This window comes from Aeromonas intestinalis (assembly GCF_054052485.1).
The window spans coordinates 60372-77297 of record NZ_JBSTYK010000001.1 but is presented as its reverse complement, the minus strand read 5'-3'; the positions used below and the strand labels follow the sequence as shown (position 1 = coordinate 77297).

The following is a 16926-nucleotide window of genomic DNA, read 5'->3' as shown; positions in this document are numbered from 1 at the left end:
CCGGCTGAGTAACGGGCGGCGGGGCTGGGTAAAACTACTGTATAAATAACCATATCAGCATGAAGGCGGGGCGCCAAGTCCCCCTTGCAATCTGCCAGCAGGGGCGGGAGGGTCAGTGCCATTTGAGCGTTGATTGTTTGTATCTGACTGTTAAATAAGGATCAATGAAAGATCACATGATTAACAATTGGCTGTGAACCCACGGTTATCGGCATGCTTGCCGGTGAGATGCCATGCATAGCTACTGCGAGAAACTGCATAGTTAGAAGCGGAAGAGGCAGGAGAAAATGCTACGGGGGCACCCATTGGCGTATTAAAATATCATTTTCTTTTGAAATCAAGAGGTTACACTGGGCGTTCCTGTGATGTTGATCATTAGTTTTCCTAATCTCTTGTATCAAAATTCGTCAATTGAGACGCCTCTGCTCCCTGACTAAGCTCTGCGCAACAAATTTGAACCCAGTGTCGCACTTTATTCAGAGGAGCCATCCCATGGCCAACATGACTTATACCGAAGCCGGTTACCAGCATTCCAGCCAGACCAATCTGGTGGCTCGCGTCAAAACGACCGTCCTGACCTGGCTTGAGCGCAGCCGCAGCCGTCGTCAGCTCTCCGAGCTGCCCGCCTACCTGCTCAAAGACATCGGCCTGAACGAAGCCGACCGTTATCAAGAGACCACCAAGCCGTTCTGGCGTGGCTGAATGACCGGGCATGGATGCCTCGTTTTTCTGCTGATTGTCATCCGCCATCCCGCCTCTGAGAGCGGCATGAGCTGATCCCTGTTATCCCCGTCCTCCCGCAGTGTCCCGTTTTTCTCCCTCTGTTCTTCATCGATCTCCCCCGTTAGCCACTGTTGCATTTGTATCCTTACTGTTTGAATTTGTTTAAAAATTGGTTCTAAGGCTCCGGCTCTTGCGTATAATCCGCCTTGTCTGACATCGACAAGTGTGAACCGACAAGAGGGTGAGATGGATGATTCCCCAGCATGACTTTTTGGCCCTGACCCGCCGCCACGAGTGGCAGCTCGAGCCCTTCGCCTATACGCTGCCAAACGGCGACAAGGTGAGCGTGTGGGACACGGGAGTGCTCTGCCTGGAGCCCGCCAGCGGCGCGGGTGATGAGCCGGGTGGACGCAAGGACATCGTCCTCTCCTGCGGCATCCACGGCAACGAGACCGCCCCCATCGAGATCTGCAACCAGCTGCTGACGCGCTTGTTGAGCGGTGAATTGCAAACCCGTCACCGGGTGCTGTTCCTGTTTGGCAACCCGGCCGCCATGAATCTGGGACTGCGGGAGGTGGAGGAGAACATGAACCGCCTCTTCTCCGGCGCCCACAGCAAGGGGGAGGGGCTCTGCAACCGGGAGCGGATCCGCGCCATGCGCCTCGAGCAGTATGTGAGCCGCTTCTTCGAAGACCCGGCCCGGCCGCGCTATCACTACGATCTGCACACCGCCATTCGCGGCTCGCGCCACGAGAAGTTTGCGGTCTATCCCTTCCCCCACGAGCGGCCCCACTGCAAGGAGCAGGTGCAATTCCTCGGTGCCTGCGGGGTGCGCACCATACTGCTCTCCGGCGGGCCGACCACCACCTTCAGTTATTACAGCTCCCATCGCCACGGCGCCCACGCCTTCACGGTGGAGCTCGGCAAGGTGCGCCCCTTTGGCGAGAACGACATGACCCGCTTCATCGAAGCCCGTCAGGCGCTGCAGGAACTGGTAACCTGGGACGAGATGGCGCTCGAACCCTGGCGCGCCGATGACTTCACCCTGTTCGCCATCGATCGGGTGATCAACAAGCGTTCCGAGCAGTTCCGCTTCCTGTTTGCCAGCGACGTGGACAATTTCACCGAGTTTCCCCAGGGATTTGTGCTGGCGGAGGACGGGGATCAGCAGTACAGGGTAGAGAAACCGCGGGAGGCAGTGGTCTTTCCCAACGCCAACGTGGCCATCGGCCAGCGCACCATGCTGCTGGTGGTGCCGACCCGGTTGTGGGAGTGATCTGAGCCCGATTCTTCCCACTGAAGTGGCGCCCCAGGCGGCCGCGGGGGCAACATAGCCGATGGACGTGATCCCGAACTCACCCTGACAGGGAGCCCGAACGGGCTCCCTTCTTCCTTTCTGCTCGCCGAAAATCTCCTCTTCTTTCTGAAATTAAAGAAGTTTCTACTGGTCTAACCTGACGAAATCCCATTGCCACAAAGTTAACATGTTGTTTACATTTTGAGGGTCACCTCATGGTGGTGACGCTGACAACGGCAAGGAGCCAGTTATGACCCATGTCGACATCCCCTTCCTTCGTTACCTCGATGAGGAGGGGCGCCCGGTCGCGACACTGCCGACCTGGCTGGACAAGGCGACACTGCACACCTTCTACCGCAACATGGTGATGGTGCGCAGCTATGACAAGAAAGCGATTGCGCTGCAACGAACCGGCAAACTCGGCACCTTCCCCTCCCACCTGGGGGCGGAAGCGGTGGGGATCGGGGTCGGGCTCGCCATGCAGCCAGAGGATGTCTACGTACCCTATTACCGGGACATGCCGACCCTCTATGTGAGAGGCGTGCCCATGGAGCAAAACCTGCAATATTGGGGTGGGGATGAGCGGGGTAGCGTTTTCTACAAGCCAGACGGCGAATTATCGGAAGATTTGCCTATCTGCGTGCCCATCGCGACCCAGATCACCCACGCCGCCGGCATCGCCGCGGCCTTCAAACTGCGCAATCAGCCCAGGGTCGCCGTGGTCACCATCGGCGATGGGGGCACCTCCAAGGGGGATTTCCTCGAGGGGCTCAACTGCGCCGGCGTCTGGCACCTGCCCATGGTGATGATCATCAACAACAACCAGTGGGCCATCTCGGTGCCGCGCAAGTTGCAGACCAGCGCCCCCACCCTGGCCCAGAAGGGTATAGGGGCCGGGGTGCGCAGCCTGCAGGTCGACGGCAACGACGTGGTGGCCGTCTATGAGGCGACCCGCGCCGCCATGGAGCGGGCCCGCAGCGGCAAGGGGCCGACCCTGATCGAGGCGGTCAGCTACCGGCTCGGGGATCACACCACAGCCGATGACGCCACCCGCTATCGGGAATCCGCCGAGGTGGAAGCCGCCTGGGCCAAGGAGCCGGTCAAGCGGCTGCGCCAGTTCATGGCCGAGCAGGGCTGGTGGGATGAGCAGCAGGAGCAAGCGCTGCTGGCAGAGGCCGCCCGTGAGGTCGAGCGCGCCGTCGCCGTTTACGAGGGGACGGCGCCCCAGGCGCCGGAAACCCTGCTCGATTACCAGTTCGCCGAGCTGCCGAAGGACTATCGCACCCAGCGTCAGCGCATCATCGCCAAGGGGATGCAGTTGCAGGGCGGGGAGACACATCATGAGTGAAATGACGCTGCTCGAAGCAGTCCGCCTGACATTGCATCACGAGATGGCTCTGGGCTTGGGGAGGCTGCATGAGTGAAATAACGTTGCTCGAAGCCATCAATCTGGCGCTGCATCACGAAATGGAGCTCGACCCGGATGTGGTTGTGCTCGGTGAGGATGTGGGGGTCAACGGCGGGGTGTTTCGTGCCACCGTGGGCCTAAGGGACAAGTTCGGTTTCAAGCGGGTGATAGATACCCCGCTCGCCGAAGGGTTGATCGCCGGGGTGGCGGTCGGCATGGCCACCCAGGGGCTCAAGCCCGTGGCGGAGTTCCAGTTCCAGGGTTTCATCTTCCCCGGCATGGAGCAGATCATCTGCCAGGCGGCGCGCATGCGCAATCGCACCCGCGGCCGGCTCTCCTGTCCCCTCGTTTACCGCTCCCCCTATGGCGCCGGCATCCATTCGCCGGAGCACCACAGCGAGAGCGTGGAGGCGCTGTTCGCCCATATTCCCGGCCTGCGGGTGGTGATCCCGTCGAGCCCCAAGCGGGCATATGGTTTGCTGCTCTCCGCCATCCGCGACCCGGATCCCGTGATGTTCTTCGAACCGGATCGCATCTACCGCTCCATGAAGTCCGACGTGGTGGATGATGGTGTGGGTCTGCCACTGGATGTCTGCTTTACCCTGAGACCGGGGCGGGATCTCACCATAGTCGCCTGGGGTGCCTGCATTCAGGAGGTGATGCGGGCCGCCGCCCAACTGGCGGAGCGGGACATCCAGTGCGAGGTGCTGGACTTGGCCACCATCAAGCCGCTGGACATGGAGAGCATCCTCAGCTCGGTGCGCAAGACGGGTCGGCTGCTGGTGGTGCACGAGGCCTGCGGCAGCTTCGGGGTCGGTGCCGAGATAGTGGCGCGGGTCACCGAGGAGGCGCTGACCTCCCTCAAGGCACCGCCCAAACGCCTCACCGGGGTGGACGCCGCCGTGCCCTACTATCGCAACGAGGAGTATTACCTCATCACCGAGCAGGACATCGCGGATGCGGCTCATCAGCTGATGGAGAAAAACTGGCTATGACCTTGTTCATGACATGGGGTGTGCACCCCAACGCAAACGACAGGCATGGAATTTTTCAACGTGCGGTGATTTCCCAGCGGATGGAGAACGGGTCATGAAATTTTTCAAATTACCGGATCTGGGCGAAGGATTGGCCGAGGCCGAGATAGTGGAATGGAAGGTGAGCGCCGGCGATACGGTGCAGGTGGATCAGGTGCTGCTGTCGGTGGAGACGGCTAAGGCGCTGGTGGACGTGCCCTCGCCGGTGGCCGGGGTCATCGCCCGGCTCTGTGGCCAGGAGGGGGACATCCTCCATATCGGCGCCCCTCTGGTGGAGTTTGAAGGGGGTGAGGATGACGGTACCGTCGTGGGCAAGGTTAGCGCCCATCAGCAGCACATCGAGGATCACTTCGTGGTCGGCGCCATGGCCCCCGGCGGCAGCCTGGTGCAGGCCATGCCCGCAGTGCGGTTGCTGGCGCAAAAGCTCGGTCTCGATATCGACAAAATACAGGGAAGCGGCAGTGCCGGCATGGTGACCGAGCAGGACGTGCAATTGGCGTTTGAGGCGATGCAGGGCAGTGGCAACGAGTTTCTCAAGGGATCGCGCCGGGCCATGGCCAAGGCGATGGAACTCTCCCACAAGACAGTGGTGCCGGTGAGCCTCACCGATGAAGTCGATCTGCGCCACTGGCGCGCCGATGAAGATGTGACTGTGCGCCTCATCAAGGCCATCGGCGTGGCGTGTAGGGCTGAGCCCTCCATGAACGCCTGGTTTGACGGGGATACTCTGTCGAGACGGCTGTTCAACGAGGTCAACGTGGCCATCGCGGTGGACTCCAGACACGGGCTCTACGTGCCCGTGATGGAAAACGTGGCCGAGCGGGAGCGGGCGGATATCCGCCAGGGGCTGGATCGGATGATCGCCGACGTGAAGGCCCGCGCCGTGCCGCGGGAGATGTTGCAGGGGGCGACCATCACCCTCACCAACTTCGGCGCCATCGCGGGCCGTTATGCCAGCCCCATAGTGACGCCCCCCCAGGTGGCCATCATCGGGGCGGGCAAGTTGTTCGAGAAGGTGGTGTTCATCCACGGGGAGGCGAGACCGGTACGGGCGTTGCCCTTGTCGATGACTTTTGACCATCGCGCCTGCACCGGCGGCGAGGCTGCACGCTTCCTCAAAGCCCTGGTTCAGGCACTGGAATCTGTTGATGTGTAAGCCTTTGTACCCTGCCGTTGGCAGGGTACAAATTTGTTTGCGTAATCGACAAAGGGACGTATAATCTCAGACAGCTTGAAAAGGCGATTGTTATGTCAATGAATACGATGTTTTGCATCTTTTCCTGTTGTTCATAAGTAAATCCCGTTTTTGAGCTTTACCCGCTGAAAAGCATAAGTAATTATTTTGAATACAGGTTAAAGATATGTCTAACATGATCACCGGTACCGTTAAGTTTTTCAACGAAACCAAAGGTTTTGGCTTCATCCAGCAAGAAAACGGCCCGGACGTTTTCGTTCACTTCAGCGCCATCAGCGGTAACGGCTTCCGTACCCTGGCTGAAGGTCAGCGCGTACAGTTCTCTGTGACCCAAGGTCAGAAAGGCCCGCAGGCTGAGAACGTAACTGCTCTGTAATTCTTACAGAATTTAAGAAAGCCGCGCTGCCTCTGGTAGCGCGGCTTTTTGTTTATGGCATATTCTTGAATCCATGTCTGAGCCGTGCCAATCACCATGATCCCATCCCTACTGCTGAGTGCCACCCTGCTTGTTGCGACACCCGCGCCCAACCCTGTGGCGAATGAGGCTGCTTCCGTGTGTCAGCAGTTTGTGCAGGTACGCCTGGGGAAAACGGCCCAGCCCGAGGAGGTCAAGGTGCAGCCCGTGGCCAAACGGGTGGGGGAGTGGCTGGTGGACGGCAAAGTAAAAGGACCCGAAGGTCCTTTGCTGTTTGCCTGTCTGTTGAAGCACCAGGGAAGTTGGGAGTTGCTCAACTTCTCGCTCTGGGCCCCGCAGGAGCTCAATTCGGCTTGAGTGCTACCAGCAGATGCTGGAGATGCTCGAGCATGGTCATGCCGAAGGGGGTCAGGTAACCGCCGTCAACGGCACTGATCAGGCCCTGACTGTGCAGGCGCTCCGCCGCCAGGCTCAGCGCCGGGGAGAGATCGCTGCGCAGCTTGATCCCCTGGCTCATGTTGGCCGGATCAAAGCAGGCCAGTATTTTCAGCTCATTCACAAAATCCTCGGAAACCTGTTCGATCCCACTCATGGATGCACTCCTTAACGCTAAAGATGTATGCAAACTAGCATTCCCGGTTTCACTTTAGTGGGCGCTGGCTCAAAGTATTGGGCTTTATGAGGGCGGCGGCGGTGCGAGCGCTGCTTTTTTGGCCTGGAGCCGACTGTGGATCTGGGTCTGTGTCCGTCAACGTGCCCATGAAACATGGTAGACTCATCCCTCTTCTGTTTTCTGGCCCGGATGATCCGGCCTTTTGCCCAAGGCGCCTCTCATGATCACAGTCACTCTGGTTTCTCTGCTGCACAGGCTCGGCCCCCGTTTTCCTCACTATTCTCCTGCGTTGCTGCTGCCGCTGGTCGAGCGCCATCAGGGGGATCTCTGGCTGCCCGCCATCAAAGGAGCAGAAGTGACGGCTCTGGCGCAGCAAGGCAAAGGTGCCCAGCAGCTGGCCTCCCTCGCCTCGGGTTGGTGCGATTTTGCAAGCGGCAATGGCGGGGAGACCCCAGAGCTCGATGCGCTGGCGAGTTATGACGAGGAGATGCTGGACAACCTGCTGATGTACTGGAGCCATCCGGCCAAGATAAACAGCCCGATCACCGATAACCTGTTCGAGCTGCGCCGCGAAGTGGTGGACGAGGCCCATGGTGCCAAGTTGGCCGCCGCCTGGGAGCAGCAGCAGCAGGCTCGCCTCGAGCAACTCATGCAAGGGGCCAGGGCCGGGCGGGATCAGCTCTGCTTCGTGGAGGTGGAGTCCGCCTACTGGCTGCGCCAGCGTCTGAGTGAGCTCCCCGAGATCACCCTCGTCACCCCGGCCCTGGGGTGAGGCTTTGTGGCGACGCTGCATGCCCGGCTGGACAAGCCGACGGCAAGATGTGAACATGTCGCCCTTTATTGAATGAGAGACTTGACCGATGAGCTATGAACTTAGCGACACCGAGCGCAATGCCGCGCTGCAACTGAACGCCGATTACCGCTTCGATCACTTCATCAGCAAGCTGGTCGAGCACGAAGAGCTGTTTGTCCTGACCGACGAGCACGGCGTCATGATGTTGACCACCGATGATGAAGACTGCATCCCGGTCTGGCCGCATCCTGAATACGCCAAGGCCTGGGCCGAGGGGGAGTGGGCCGAGTGCAAGCCGCAGTCCATCACCCTCAAGGTGTGGCTGGAGCGCTGGATCGACGGCATGGCGGAAGATGAGCTGTGCGTCGCCGTGTTCCCGACCCCGGAGCAGGAAGGCATCGTACTGGAGCCGGCCGACGTGGCTGACGCCATCGCCGAGAAGCAGGCCAAGCGCGGCTAAGCGCTTCGCCTCTGCCAAGACAAGACCCCGCCTGAGTGCGGGGTCTTTGTTTATGGCGAGGAGGGTTGGGCTATCTCGGCGCCACCGTCATCAGATGCGCTCACGGCTGCTGATAGCGGGTATCCATCACCGTCACGGGGGGGAAGCGCTGACCACTCTTGATGGCTGCCCGAGTCTCTTGCTTGATCTTGTCGTCTATCCAGAACAGGCCGCCGTAGCTGTAACCCGAGCTGGCGCCATCCAGCGGCCAGTAGAGCAGATCGCTCTGGGGCGTGGCCGGTATCTTGGGCAGCTTCACCCAGCGCCAGGCGCCGGCCCGGGTGTAGGGTACCTGATAGGCGGGGACGAAGCTGGCGAGGTCGAACAGTCGCTGCTGGATCTGGCGTGACAACTCGGCCTTTCTCGTGAAGTCGAACGCCTTGTCGTACTGCTCCACCAGGACGGAGATGGCATCGTCGTCGATGTTCATGATGTTGTTGGTCTGGGGCTTGTTGGCGTTCACCTTGTGGAAGAACTCCCAGTAGGCGGGGTAGCGGCTACCGGCCCAGGCCATCCAGGCGCTCTGGTGTTTCTTCTCCAGCATGGACTTGAAGCCGGCGGAGGCATCCATCAGGTTCAGCTCCAGATTGAGCCCTGCCTTCTTCGCCTCCTCCCGCAGCAGAGTCAGCCGCTGGGCATGTTCCGCCGTGGTGTAGGTGATGGTGAGGGAGAGGGGCTGCCCCTTGTCGTTTTGCAGCACGCCGTCCGGCCCGGCCTTGCTGAAACCGGCCTTGGCGAAGTACTCGCGGGCGAGTTTGGGATCGAAGGGGCGCGCCTTGATCTCGGTGTTGGTGAAGGCCCCCTGGCCGGAGCCATAGGTATTGAGGCGCTGATAATCCCCCCGCAGCAGGGTCGCTATCATCTTGTCGATGGCCAGCGCATGCTGGATGCCGATCCGCACGTCGGGATTGCGCAGCAAGGGGTCGGCGGTGTTGAGGTAGAGGCCCATGGGGGACTGGGGCGTCTGGGTGTAGAACCAGAGTTTGTCGATATAGCCCTTCTCGAACTCCGCCGTCTTGCTCTTGTCGTGCCACCAGTTCGGCATGACGAGCCCGAAACTGTCCAGATCCCCGCGCAGGAAGTGCTGCCAGGCGATGTTCTGATCCCGCAGCACCTTGACCTCGATCCTGTCCGGGTTGAAGCGGTGCTGGAAGTAGCGCTCGTCGTTGCCCCACCAATCCTTGACCCTCTCGAACGTCACGGATTTGCCCTTCTTGACCTCGCCGATCCGGTAGGCGCCGGTGACCGGCAGCAGCTTCCAGTTGTACTCCTTGACCCAGTTGGCGGTGAGCTTGATGGCGTGGCTCGGCTCGGGGGAGAAGGGGAGGGAGTCCAGCAGATCTTCCCGGCTCTTCTCGGTGCCGCTGGTGATGGAGAAGGTGTGGTCGTCGTACCTGGTCACATCCACTATCTGGGTCGAGTAGTAGTTGTTGTACCAGGGATCGTTGATCTCCTTGCTGCGCATCATCTTCAGGGTAAACAGCCAGTCGTCCGTGGTGACCGGCTCGCCGTCCGACCAGCGGGCCTTGGGGTTGATGCGAAAATAGAGGGTCTTGTGATCGGCCCCGAACGCCCACTGGTTCGCCAGCATGGGCATGGGCTTGCCAGTGATGGGGTGGGTGGCGAGCAGGGGCAGGGTGCCCTCCCGGATGTAGGCCGCGAAGCCGCCGTTGGAGTCCGGCCCGTATTTGCGCAGGGTGAGGGGGAAGCTCAGCATGAAGTCGTGAAAGGTGCCCCCGCGCTGGGCGGCGGGATCGGCGTAGACCGGGTCTGTGTCGTTGCTCTCCCACACGAGATCTGCCGGCAGGGCTGCACTCCAGACGAATGTGCTAAAAAATAGCGGCGCAGCAAAGGCAGTGATCAGTCGAATGCGTGAGGGGAGTGAAATGGTCGGTGACGAAGGGTGCAGCATGTCCTTGCTCTCCTGATGATGGGCGTCCTGCCGGCAGCAAACGATAACAGGCCCCTCGGGGCCTGCTTCAATATGGAAAGTTTTCCCGTGCGGGTCAATGGGTTATCGCTCAGCGTTCGGATTGCGTCTTGAACAGCCGCAGGCGCCCTCCCAGCAGGTGTACCACGAAGCCGAGCAGCACCAGGGCAGACCCCAGCCACTGCAGCGTGTTGGGGTGTTCATCCAGCAAGAGGGCGGCGGTCACCATGCCGACACAGGGCACCAGCAGGGAGAGGGGGGCCACCTGGGCGACCGGGTAGCGCATCAGCAGCCGCCCCCAGAGGCCGTAACCGAGCCAGGTGGCGACAAACGACAGATAGATGACGCACAAGAGCCCCTGCCAGCTGAAGCGCAGCAGACTGTCCGCGATGCGCTCCGGTCCTTCGAACAGCCAGGAGAGGGCGAGGAAGGGCAGGATGGGCACTAGGCCGCCCCAGGCGATGAGGCTCGGCAGCGTGGTCTGGTAGCGCAGGCCTATCTGGCGATTGATGACATTGCCAAGGCCCCAGCAGGCGGCGGCGCACAGGGTGAGCGCGAAGCCGAGCAGGGTGAGATTGCCTTCGCCGTTGGCGGCGATGAGGTAGAGACCCCCCCCGGCCAGGGGCAAGGCCACCCAATGGTGGGCCTGCCAACGCTCCCCCAGCCAGAGCATGGCGAACAGCAGGGTGAACAGCACCTGGGATTGCAGCACCAGGGAAGCCATGCCCGCGGGCATGCCGAACTTCATGGCGCTGAACAGGAAGGCGAACTGCCCCAGGCTGATGGCACCGCCGTAGGCGAGCAACCAGCGCCAAGGCATGGCGGGTCTGGGTACCAGCAAGATGGCGGGGAAGACCACGCCGATGAAGCGCAGGGCACCCAGCAGCAGGGGCGGTATTCCCTCCAACCCCCACTTGATCACCACGAAGTTGAGGCCCCAGCAGAGAATGACCAGGGCGGCCAGACACTTGTCCTTGGCTTGCATATACATCCTTGTTTGGCATGACTGAGAAGAGAAGGCGCCGGGTGAACCGGCGCACGGGCAGAAGCTCGAGCATAACCGCTAAGGGGTGATCCGCGTCAACCCGTGAGATGAAAGGGATGGCAATCTCTTGCCAATGGATGAGGGCGAGGCTCTGGGCGGCGTCACTCGGCCAAGACTTGGGGCGGAACTAGACTCTGTGAGGAGGGCCCGGCATCCCGGGCCCCTTGGCTGGAGATACCCCATGAGCGATCACTCCCTGCAGCCCCATGGTGAAGACTTGCGCCGCGCGATACGCTGGCTGGGTGAACACCATCAGCATGATCTGCGGGCCATCGAGGAGGTGAGCCTGCGTTTCGATCTCTCCCCCCCTGGATGAGGAGTTTCTTATCCGCCATTGCCGCGAACAGGCCAACGCGGCGCCGGAGTGCTAGATGAAGCGGGCGAGGTGGATGTCAAACTCCTTGGGATCCACCGTGCACTCAATGCTCTCTTGGCTCCCGCTTCTGGCCAGATCCAGCCACTGCACCTCGAGGTAGTGGCGCTGGGTGGCGTGATAGATCACCTTGACCACGGGTTTGAGCGGCTCCTGGGCATTGCGCTGCATGACGATGGCGAGCCGCTGGTTGGAGAGGCGCACCAGGGTGCCGACCGGATAGACCCCCATGCACTTGATGAATCGATTGACCAGCTCCCGATCGAAGTGGTGATCCGCTCCCTTGAGCAGGATCCGGAACGCCTGGGTGGGGGACATGCCCTGCTTGTAGACCCTGTCGGCGGTCACCGCATCATAGACATCGACGATGCCGCTCATGCGGGTGTAGAGGGAGAGCTGGCTGCCCTTCAGGTGGCGTGGGTAGCCGCTGCCGTCGAGCCGCTCGTGGTGATTGGCAGCCACCTCCAGCATGGTGGGGGTGATGCCGGCGGTGGCGATCAGGATGTCGTGGCTGTGCACCACGTGCTGGCGCATGATGACAAACTCCTCCTCGGTCAGCTTGCCCGGTTTGTTGAGCAGCGCGTCCGGGGTCATGATCTTGCCCACGTCATGGAGCAGGCCCCCCAGGGTCAGCTCTTTGAGCACGCTGCGATCCAGCTCGAGATGGCGGCCGAAGTTGGCGAGCAGGATGGCCACGTTCATGGAGTGCTCCATCAGATAGGCATCCTTGGCCCGGATCCGGGCGAGGCAGAGCATGGCATCCCCGTGGCTGAACATGGTGTCCACCATCTCTTCGGCGACGGCGGCCAGCGGGGTGATGTCGATGGGCTCTCCCGCCTTGAGCTGGCGAATAAACTTGCCTTGCAGCTCGCGGGCCTCCTGATAAAGGCGGCGGATCTTGAGCGTGCGCCCCTCACCGTTGGCTGGGTTGCCCGGAGGCTGGGGGGCGGCGGCAGGAATGGGCTCGGGGGCGAGCAGGGTGTCGATGCCTGCCAGCTTGCTGCGGGCGAGATCCACCCGTACCGTGGTGACGCCGCGCTGAACGAGGGAGGCTATCTGCTTGCGATCGGTGACCAGTCCCATCTGGGCTATTTCCATGGTACCGGTCTGGCTGGTGATGGCGATGACATACATGCCGGGTTGCAACTGGCTGACGGGGATGACGGGATGAGGCGTGTGCGACTTCATACGACTTCCTGCGATTCTTATTATGCGTAACGTGGGCCCTCTGCGGGCAGTCTAACACCGGCCATCGATGGCGTCATGATCGCCGAGTGGCCTTGTGTCACACCGTGTATCCTCGGCCATAGTGCTGGCGTTGCCTGACATGGCCGATATAATGACGCCCCTTTCATCATGGACTCCGAGGTTGTGCATGCGGCTCGATAAATTTATTTGCGATTGCTCCGATTTGACCCGCTCCCAGGCGGGCAAGCTGATCCGCCAGGGGGAGGTGATGGTCGATGGCATTCAGGTCAAGCAGCCGGCCTTTCATATCAACGAGCAGAGCCAAATCGAGTTCGACGGCGTCATGCTGACCCTCAATCAACAGAACCGCTACTTCATGCTGCACAAGCCGGAGGGCTATGTCTGCTCCAATGAAGACCCGGATCATCCCACCGTCTTCTTCCTGATGGACGAGCCCTCCATGGGCAAGCTGCACGTGGTGGGGCGGCTGGATCTCGATACCACGGGGCTGGTGCTGGTCACCGATGATGGCCAATGGTCCCACCGCATCACCTCGCCACGGCACGAATGCGCCAAGACCTACCACGTCTGGCTGGCGGATCCGGTGAGCGAGGATGCCATCTCCCTGTTTGCCGATGGGGTGTATCTTCGCAACGAGAACGACAAGACCAAGCCGGCCCAGCTCGAGCTGCTCGGCGAGTGCGAGGCGCGCCTGACCATTCACGAGGGCAAGTATCATCAGGTGAAGCGGATGTTTGCCTCCATCGGCAACAAGGTGGTGGGGCTGCATCGGGAGCGGATCGGTGGCCTGACGCTGGATGCCGACCTGGCCGAAGGGGAGTACCGCGAACTGACCGCCGAGGAGATAGCCCAGTTCTAGTTGCCTGAGGGGCAAGAGTTGGCCTCAGCGCCATGACATTGCCCCTTTCAGGAGACGGTGTGAGGTCAGAAAAGACCGGGATGACGGGAGCCTGAGTCGGGGGGGGGGGGGGGGGGGGGGGGCCCCCCCCCCCCCCCCCGATTCGTTGAACAACGATGGAGCGGCAAAGAGGCGGTCAGCTCCCGCCCATGCCGAGGACAAGGGCCGTGCCCAGGGTCGCCAGCAGGGCGCCCGCCCAGGCGGGCAGGGCGGGGCGCGTGCCCGAGTGCCACCACAGGAGGGGCAGCAGGATGACCGGGGTGGTGGAGGAGAGAATGGCCACCATGCCCACGTCCCCCTGGCGCAAGGCCACCAGGATAAGGGTCATGCCGAGGGTCATGGCGAGGAAGCCGTTGATCCCTATCATGCCGAGCACCTGCCGGTTGATGGGGTGGTGCGGCATGGCGAGCGGCACCCGCAACAGCCGCAGGGTGCAGTGCGCCAGCAGGGCGCTGCCCATGCGGATGCCGGAGGCGCTCACCGCATCCACCTCGCCGCCCATCATCACCGGCTTGGCGATGATGGCGCCGAGGCTCTGACAGAGGGCGGCCGTGAGCCCGAGGGCGATGCCGATGGCGAGGTGCCCGCGCACATGCTCCCACTCGTTGTCCTGGGCCCCGCCACGTCGTCCGAACAGGATCGCCAGCATGACCCCGGCCAGCACCAGCAAGGCCCCCACCAAGCGCCAGCCACCGAGCTGCTCACCGAACAACCAGAGGCCGAGCAGGGCGGAGAAGAGCGCATGGCAGGAGAACAGCAGGCCGCTGCGCCGGGGGCCCAGCCGGTTCATGCAGGCGAACAGGGCGGTGTCGCCGACGAAGATGCCGATGAGGCCGGACAGGGCCAGCAGGGGGAGGGCGCTCTGGGTCAGGGTCTGCCAGCCACCGGTGGCCAGGCTGGCGCTGCCCAGCATCAGCGTGACCAGGAACATCCGCCAGCGACTGTAGGCAAAGGCCCCCAGATGACGGGCCGGTTTGACGGAAATCAGGGCGGCGACCGCCCACAAGCCGGCGGCAGCCAGAGCCAGCCACTCATACCCCATAACATATCCCTGCATAGATGATCGAAAAGGCGTGCCAGGTCGTGACTGAGCCTTCACTGGCGGACATCGCAAAAAACTTCTGAAAAAAATAGCCCGAAAGACTCCATCTGCCGGGCAAGCCCGATACAATACGGCCCGTCTTCGGGGATAACAAGCGCGGCATCATGCATTCTTGACCAAGGCGCGCCGCCGGCCTTCCCCCTATTTTTGTTGTGAACAGAATTGAATGAGGTTGATGTGATGCGTTCCCCCCTTGCCCCCCATTGTGCCCGCCGCTGGCTTCCCCCTTTTCTACTGGGTCTGATGCTAGCTCCTCCCTTACAGGCGACCACCGTTGTCCAGAGCCCGGCGCTGGCGGACCGACAGACCCTGGTCAAGGGGAACGGCGCCGAGCCCGAATCCCTGGATCCGGCCCAGATCCGCTCCGGTTTTCCCGGTGAAGTGGTGCTGGTGGACTTGTTCGAAGGACTGGTGAGTGAAGATGGTCAGGGCAGGATAGTGCCGGCCCAGGCCCTGCGCTGGGAGACCAGCGAGGATGGCCTGGTGTGGCGCTTCTTCCTGCGTCCCCAGCTCAAGTGGTCGAACGGTGAGCCGCTGACGGCCCGGGATTTCGTCTATGCCTGGCAGCGGCTGCTGGATCCGGCGCAGGGCTCCCCGTCTGCCGGCCTGCTGCTGGCCACCGGTATCAACAATGCCCAGTCCATCTATGCCGGCGCCCTGGATCTGAATGCTCTGGGGGTGGAGGCCGAGAGCGACCAGATCCTCAAGGTGACCCTGGAGCGGTCCGTGCCCTATTTCCTGCAGCTCATCAGCCAGCGCCCCTTCGTGCCGGTGAACAAGCAGGCGATCGCGCAGTTTGGCAAGCAGTGGACCCAGCCCGGCAAGCTGGTGAGCAACGGCGCCTACAAGTTGGTGAACTGGGTGCCGAACGAGCGGATAGAGGCCGAGCGCAACGCCCAGTACTGGGACGACGCCCATACCCGCATCCAGCGGGTCACCTACCTGCCGCTCGCCTCCCAGCATGCGGAGCGGCTGCGCTACGAAGCGGGCGAGATCCAGCTCACCAACAAGGTGGCGCTGGAGTACTACCAGAAGACCAAGGAGACGACCCCCGAGCGAATTTGGGGCCTGCCCCTGCTAGGCACCTATCTCTATACCTTCAACCTGCGCCGCCCGGAGCTGCAGGATGTACGGGTGCGCCAGGCCCTCGCCATGGCCATCGATCGCCGCTTGCTGACCGACAAGGTGAGCGGCCAGGGTGAGCCGCCGGCCTGGTCCCTGCTGCCCGCCATGCCGGGTTATGAGGCGCTCGGCTCCGAGCTCGCCACCCTGGATCAGCCGACGCGGCTGGCCAAGGCCGCGGCCTTGCTGAGCGAGGCGGGTTACAACCGGGATCATCCCCTCACGCTGACCCTGACCTACAACACCTCGGAGAATCACAAGCGGCTGGCGCTGGCGGTGGCCGCCATGTGGAAGCCGCTGGGGGTGGAGGTGGTGCTCAACAACATGGAGTGGAATGCCTACCAGGTGGCGAAGGACAGCGGTGATTTTATGCTGGCCCGTTCATTTTTGTTTGGTGATTATGTTGAACCATCATCAATGCTCAGCAGTTTCCGCTGCCAGGATCCCCAGAACGAGAGCGGCTACTGCAATCCCGCCTTCGATGCCCTGTTGCAACAGGCGGCGGACAGCCTGGATGGCAAGGCCCGCAACGGCTACTACCATCAGGCCGAGCGAATGCTGATGGACGAGATGCCCGTCATCCCCGTCTATCACTACAACCAGATGCGGCTGGTGGACCCCTCCCTGCGCGGCCTGCCGAGCAGCAATCTCAAGGGTTCCATCGCCACCAAGGATCTCTACTTCAGCCAGCCGCCGGTCGCAAAGGAAGGGAGCGCACCATGAAGATCGCCATCATCTCCGACATTCACGGCAGCCTGCTTGCGCTGGAGACAACGCTGGCGCGGCTCGCCCCCTGGCAGCCGGATCACTATCTGCTGCTCGGGGACTTGCTCAATCACGGCCCGCGCAATCCGGTCCCCGAGGGCTATGCCCCGGCGGCGGTGGCCGAGCGGCTCAACCGACTGGCGCCGCAGATCATGGCGGTTCGGGGCAATTGCGACTCGGAAGTGGATCAGATGCTGCTCGATTTCCCCATCACGGCCCCCTACAACCAGCTGCTGGTGGACGGGCGACGCTGGTTCGCGAGCCACGGTCACCTCTATCAGCCGCAGGCGGTGCCCCTGCCTGCGGGCAGCCTGTTCATCAGCGGCCACACCCATCTGCCCGTGCTGAAGCGGGAAGGGGATCGGGTGCTGGTGAATCCTGGGTCTATCTGTTTTCCGCGAGGGGAGTGGGCGGCAAGTTATGGCCGCTATCAGGATGGTGTCCTGAGCATTCACGGTTGCGCCGATGGGGCCGAGCTGATGCGACTGGCGTTGTAACGAAAAGC

Annotated in this window: 17 protein-coding genes and 1 pseudogene; 13 read left to right on the top strand and 5 right to left on the bottom strand. The window is 61.9% G+C overall.

The genetic code is table 11. The features are described from left to right. The first annotated feature begins 492 nt into the window (after nt 1-492). From ACW5W7_RS00365 to ACW5W7_RS00335, 7 genes are all read left to right on the top strand, one after another. Nucleotides 493-702 carry a DUF1127 domain-containing protein gene (locus tag ACW5W7_RS00365; protein WP_349918520.1) on the top strand — a complete coding sequence of 70 codons (210 nt, stop codon included), beginning with the start codon at nt 493-495 and terminating at the stop codon, nt 700-702. A 271-nt stretch (nt 703-973) separates the two neighbouring features. Further along, entirely contained in the window at nt 974-1999 is a 1026-nt protein-coding gene (gene astE, locus ACW5W7_RS00360; RefSeq protein ID WP_456500370.1) for a succinylglutamate desuccinylase, read from the top strand. A 271-nt stretch (nt 2000-2270) separates the two neighbouring features. Beyond that, nucleotides 2271-3368, top strand: coding sequence for a pyruvate dehydrogenase (acetyl-transferring) E1 component subunit alpha (gene pdhA / locus ACW5W7_RS00355; protein ID WP_456500369.1), 1098 nt, complete (start codon nt 2271-2273; stop codon nt 3366-3368). Nucleotides 3369-3436: 68 nt separating this feature from the next. Continuing rightward, nucleotides 3437-4423, top strand: a complete 987-nt coding sequence (locus tag ACW5W7_RS00350; protein ID WP_456500368.1) for an alpha-ketoacid dehydrogenase subunit beta — start codon at nt 3437-3439, stop codon at nt 4421-4423. A 94-nt stretch (nt 4424-4517) separates the two neighbouring features. Next, entirely contained in the window at nt 4518-5618 is a 1101-nt protein-coding gene (locus ACW5W7_RS00345) for a dihydrolipoamide acetyltransferase family protein (protein ID WP_456500367.1), read from the top strand. Between the two features lie 205 nt (nt 5619-5823). After that, nucleotides 5824-6033 (top strand): cold-shock protein, encoded by a 210-nt coding sequence (locus ACW5W7_RS00340; RefSeq protein WP_005331438.1) that lies wholly within the window; start codon nt 5824-5826, stop codon nt 6031-6033. Nucleotides 6034-6129: 96 nt separating this feature from the next. Then, nucleotides 6130-6429, top strand: a complete 300-nt coding sequence (locus ACW5W7_RS00335; RefSeq protein WP_349918512.1) for a hypothetical protein — start codon at nt 6130-6132, stop codon at nt 6427-6429. Here the strand turns inward: ACW5W7_RS00335 and ACW5W7_RS00330 are convergent. Next, on the bottom strand, nt 6416-6664 hold the full coding sequence (locus ACW5W7_RS00330) for a TIGR02647 family protein (RefSeq protein WP_349918511.1): 249 nt from the start codon (nt 6662-6664) through the stop codon (nt 6416-6418). The genes ACW5W7_RS00335 and ACW5W7_RS00330 overlap by 14 nt on opposite strands. A gap of 241 nt (nt 6665-6905) precedes the next feature. On the opposite strand from ACW5W7_RS00330, the gene ACW5W7_RS00325 reads away from it, so the two are divergent. Further along, a complete protein-coding gene (locus ACW5W7_RS00325) occupies nt 6906-7457 on the top strand; it encodes a hypothetical protein (RefSeq protein WP_456500366.1) in 552 nt (183 codons plus the stop codon). An 88-nt stretch (nt 7458-7545) separates the two neighbouring features. Next, nucleotides 7546-7938 carry a DUF2750 domain-containing protein gene (locus ACW5W7_RS00320; protein WP_349918508.1) on the top strand — a complete coding sequence of 131 codons (393 nt, stop codon included), beginning with the start codon at nt 7546-7548 and terminating at the stop codon, nt 7936-7938. Between the two features lie 100 nt (nt 7939-8038). On the opposite strand, the gene ACW5W7_RS00315 is transcribed toward ACW5W7_RS00320, so the two are convergent. Beyond that, nucleotides 8039-9889: an extracellular solute-binding protein gene (locus ACW5W7_RS00315; protein ID WP_456500365.1), complete on the bottom strand. Its 1851-nt coding sequence runs from the start codon at nt 9887-9889 to the stop codon at nt 8039-8041. 109 nt (nt 9890-9998) lie between these two features. Then, nucleotides 9999-10892, bottom strand: coding sequence for an EamA family transporter (locus ACW5W7_RS00310; protein ID WP_456500364.1), 894 nt, complete (start codon nt 10890-10892; stop codon nt 9999-10001). A gap of 241 nt (nt 10893-11133) precedes the next feature. Between ACW5W7_RS00310 and ACW5W7_RS00305 the strand changes: the two are divergent. After that, nucleotides 11134-11323, top strand: a pseudogene (locus ACW5W7_RS00305) (hypothetical protein). Here the strand turns inward: ACW5W7_RS00305 and ACW5W7_RS00300 are convergent. Then, nucleotides 11320-12513, bottom strand: coding sequence for an HD-GYP domain-containing protein (locus ACW5W7_RS00300; RefSeq protein WP_456500363.1), 1194 nt, complete (start codon nt 12511-12513; stop codon nt 11320-11322). The pseudogene ACW5W7_RS00305 and the gene ACW5W7_RS00300 sit on opposite strands and share 4 nt — an antisense overlap. A gap of 187 nt (nt 12514-12700) precedes the next feature. Between ACW5W7_RS00300 and rsuA the strand changes: the two genes are divergently transcribed. Next, a complete protein-coding gene (gene rsuA, locus ACW5W7_RS00295; protein WP_456500362.1) occupies nt 12701-13393 on the top strand; it encodes a 16S rRNA pseudouridine(516) synthase RsuA in 693 nt (230 codons plus the stop codon). Between the two features lie 175 nt (nt 13394-13568). On the opposite strand, the gene ACW5W7_RS00290 is transcribed toward rsuA, so the two are convergent. Next, the gene (locus ACW5W7_RS00290; protein ID WP_434663071.1) at nt 13569-14474 is read right to left on the bottom strand and encodes an EamA family transporter; all 906 of its coding nucleotides are present in this window, start codon (nt 14472-14474) and stop codon (nt 13569-13571) included. 240 nt (nt 14475-14714) lie between these two features. On the opposite strand from ACW5W7_RS00290, the gene ACW5W7_RS00285 reads away from it, so the two are divergent. Then, the gene (locus ACW5W7_RS00285) at nt 14715-16379 is read left to right on the top strand and encodes a peptide ABC transporter substrate-binding protein (RefSeq protein ID WP_456500361.1); all 1665 of its coding nucleotides are present in this window, start codon (nt 14715-14717) and stop codon (nt 16377-16379) included. Further along, nucleotides 16376-16918 (top strand): phosphodiesterase, encoded by a 543-nt coding sequence (yfcE, locus tag ACW5W7_RS00280; protein ID WP_456500360.1) that lies wholly within the window; start codon nt 16376-16378, stop codon nt 16916-16918. The genes ACW5W7_RS00285 and yfcE overlap by 4 nt, the downstream gene beginning before the upstream one ends. Nucleotides 16919-16926 lie beyond the last annotated feature (8 nt).

Coding starts and splice junctions, on each gene's coding strand:
- ACW5W7_RS00365 (WP_349918520.1), top strand. CDS start 493: ATGGCCAACATGACTTATACCGAAGCCGGTTACCAGCATTCCAGCCAG.
- astE (WP_456500370.1), top strand. CDS start 974: ATGATTCCCCAGCATGACTTTTTGGCCCTGACCCGCCGCCACGAGTGG.
- pdhA (WP_456500369.1), top strand. CDS start 2,271: ATGACCCATGTCGACATCCCCTTCCTTCGTTACCTCGATGAGGAGGGG.
- ACW5W7_RS00350 (WP_456500368.1), top strand. CDS start 3,437: ATGAGTGAAATAACGTTGCTCGAAGCCATCAATCTGGCGCTGCATCAC.
- ACW5W7_RS00345 (WP_456500367.1), top strand. CDS start 4,518: ATGAAATTTTTCAAATTACCGGATCTGGGCGAAGGATTGGCCGAGGCC.
- ACW5W7_RS00340 (WP_005331438.1), top strand. CDS start 5,824: ATGTCTAACATGATCACCGGTACCGTTAAGTTTTTCAACGAAACCAAA.
- ACW5W7_RS00335 (WP_349918512.1), top strand. CDS start 6,130: ATGATCCCATCCCTACTGCTGAGTGCCACCCTGCTTGTTGCGACACCC.
- ACW5W7_RS00330 (WP_349918511.1), bottom strand. CDS start 6,664: ATGAGTGGGATCGAACAGGTTTCCGAGGATTTTGTGAATGAGCTGAAA.
- ACW5W7_RS00325 (WP_456500366.1), top strand. CDS start 6,906: ATGATCACAGTCACTCTGGTTTCTCTGCTGCACAGGCTCGGCCCCCGT.
- ACW5W7_RS00320 (WP_349918508.1), top strand. CDS start 7,546: ATGAGCTATGAACTTAGCGACACCGAGCGCAATGCCGCGCTGCAACTG.
- ACW5W7_RS00315 (WP_456500365.1), bottom strand. CDS start 9,889: ATGCTGCACCCTTCGTCACCGACCATTTCACTCCCCTCACGCATTCGA.
- ACW5W7_RS00310 (WP_456500364.1), bottom strand. CDS start 10,892: ATGCAAGCCAAGGACAAGTGTCTGGCCGCCCTGGTCATTCTCTGCTGG.
- ACW5W7_RS00300 (WP_456500363.1), bottom strand. CDS start 12,513: ATGAAGTCGCACACGCCTCATCCCGTCATCCCCGTCAGCCAGTTGCAA.
- rsuA (WP_456500362.1), top strand. CDS start 12,701: ATGCGGCTCGATAAATTTATTTGCGATTGCTCCGATTTGACCCGCTCC.
- ACW5W7_RS00290 (WP_434663071.1), bottom strand. CDS start 14,474: ATGGGGTATGAGTGGCTGGCTCTGGCTGCCGCCGGCTTGTGGGCGGTC.
- ACW5W7_RS00285 (WP_456500361.1), top strand. CDS start 14,715: ATGCGTTCCCCCCTTGCCCCCCATTGTGCCCGCCGCTGGCTTCCCCCT.
- yfcE (WP_456500360.1), top strand. CDS start 16,376: ATGAAGATCGCCATCATCTCCGACATTCACGGCAGCCTGCTTGCGCTG.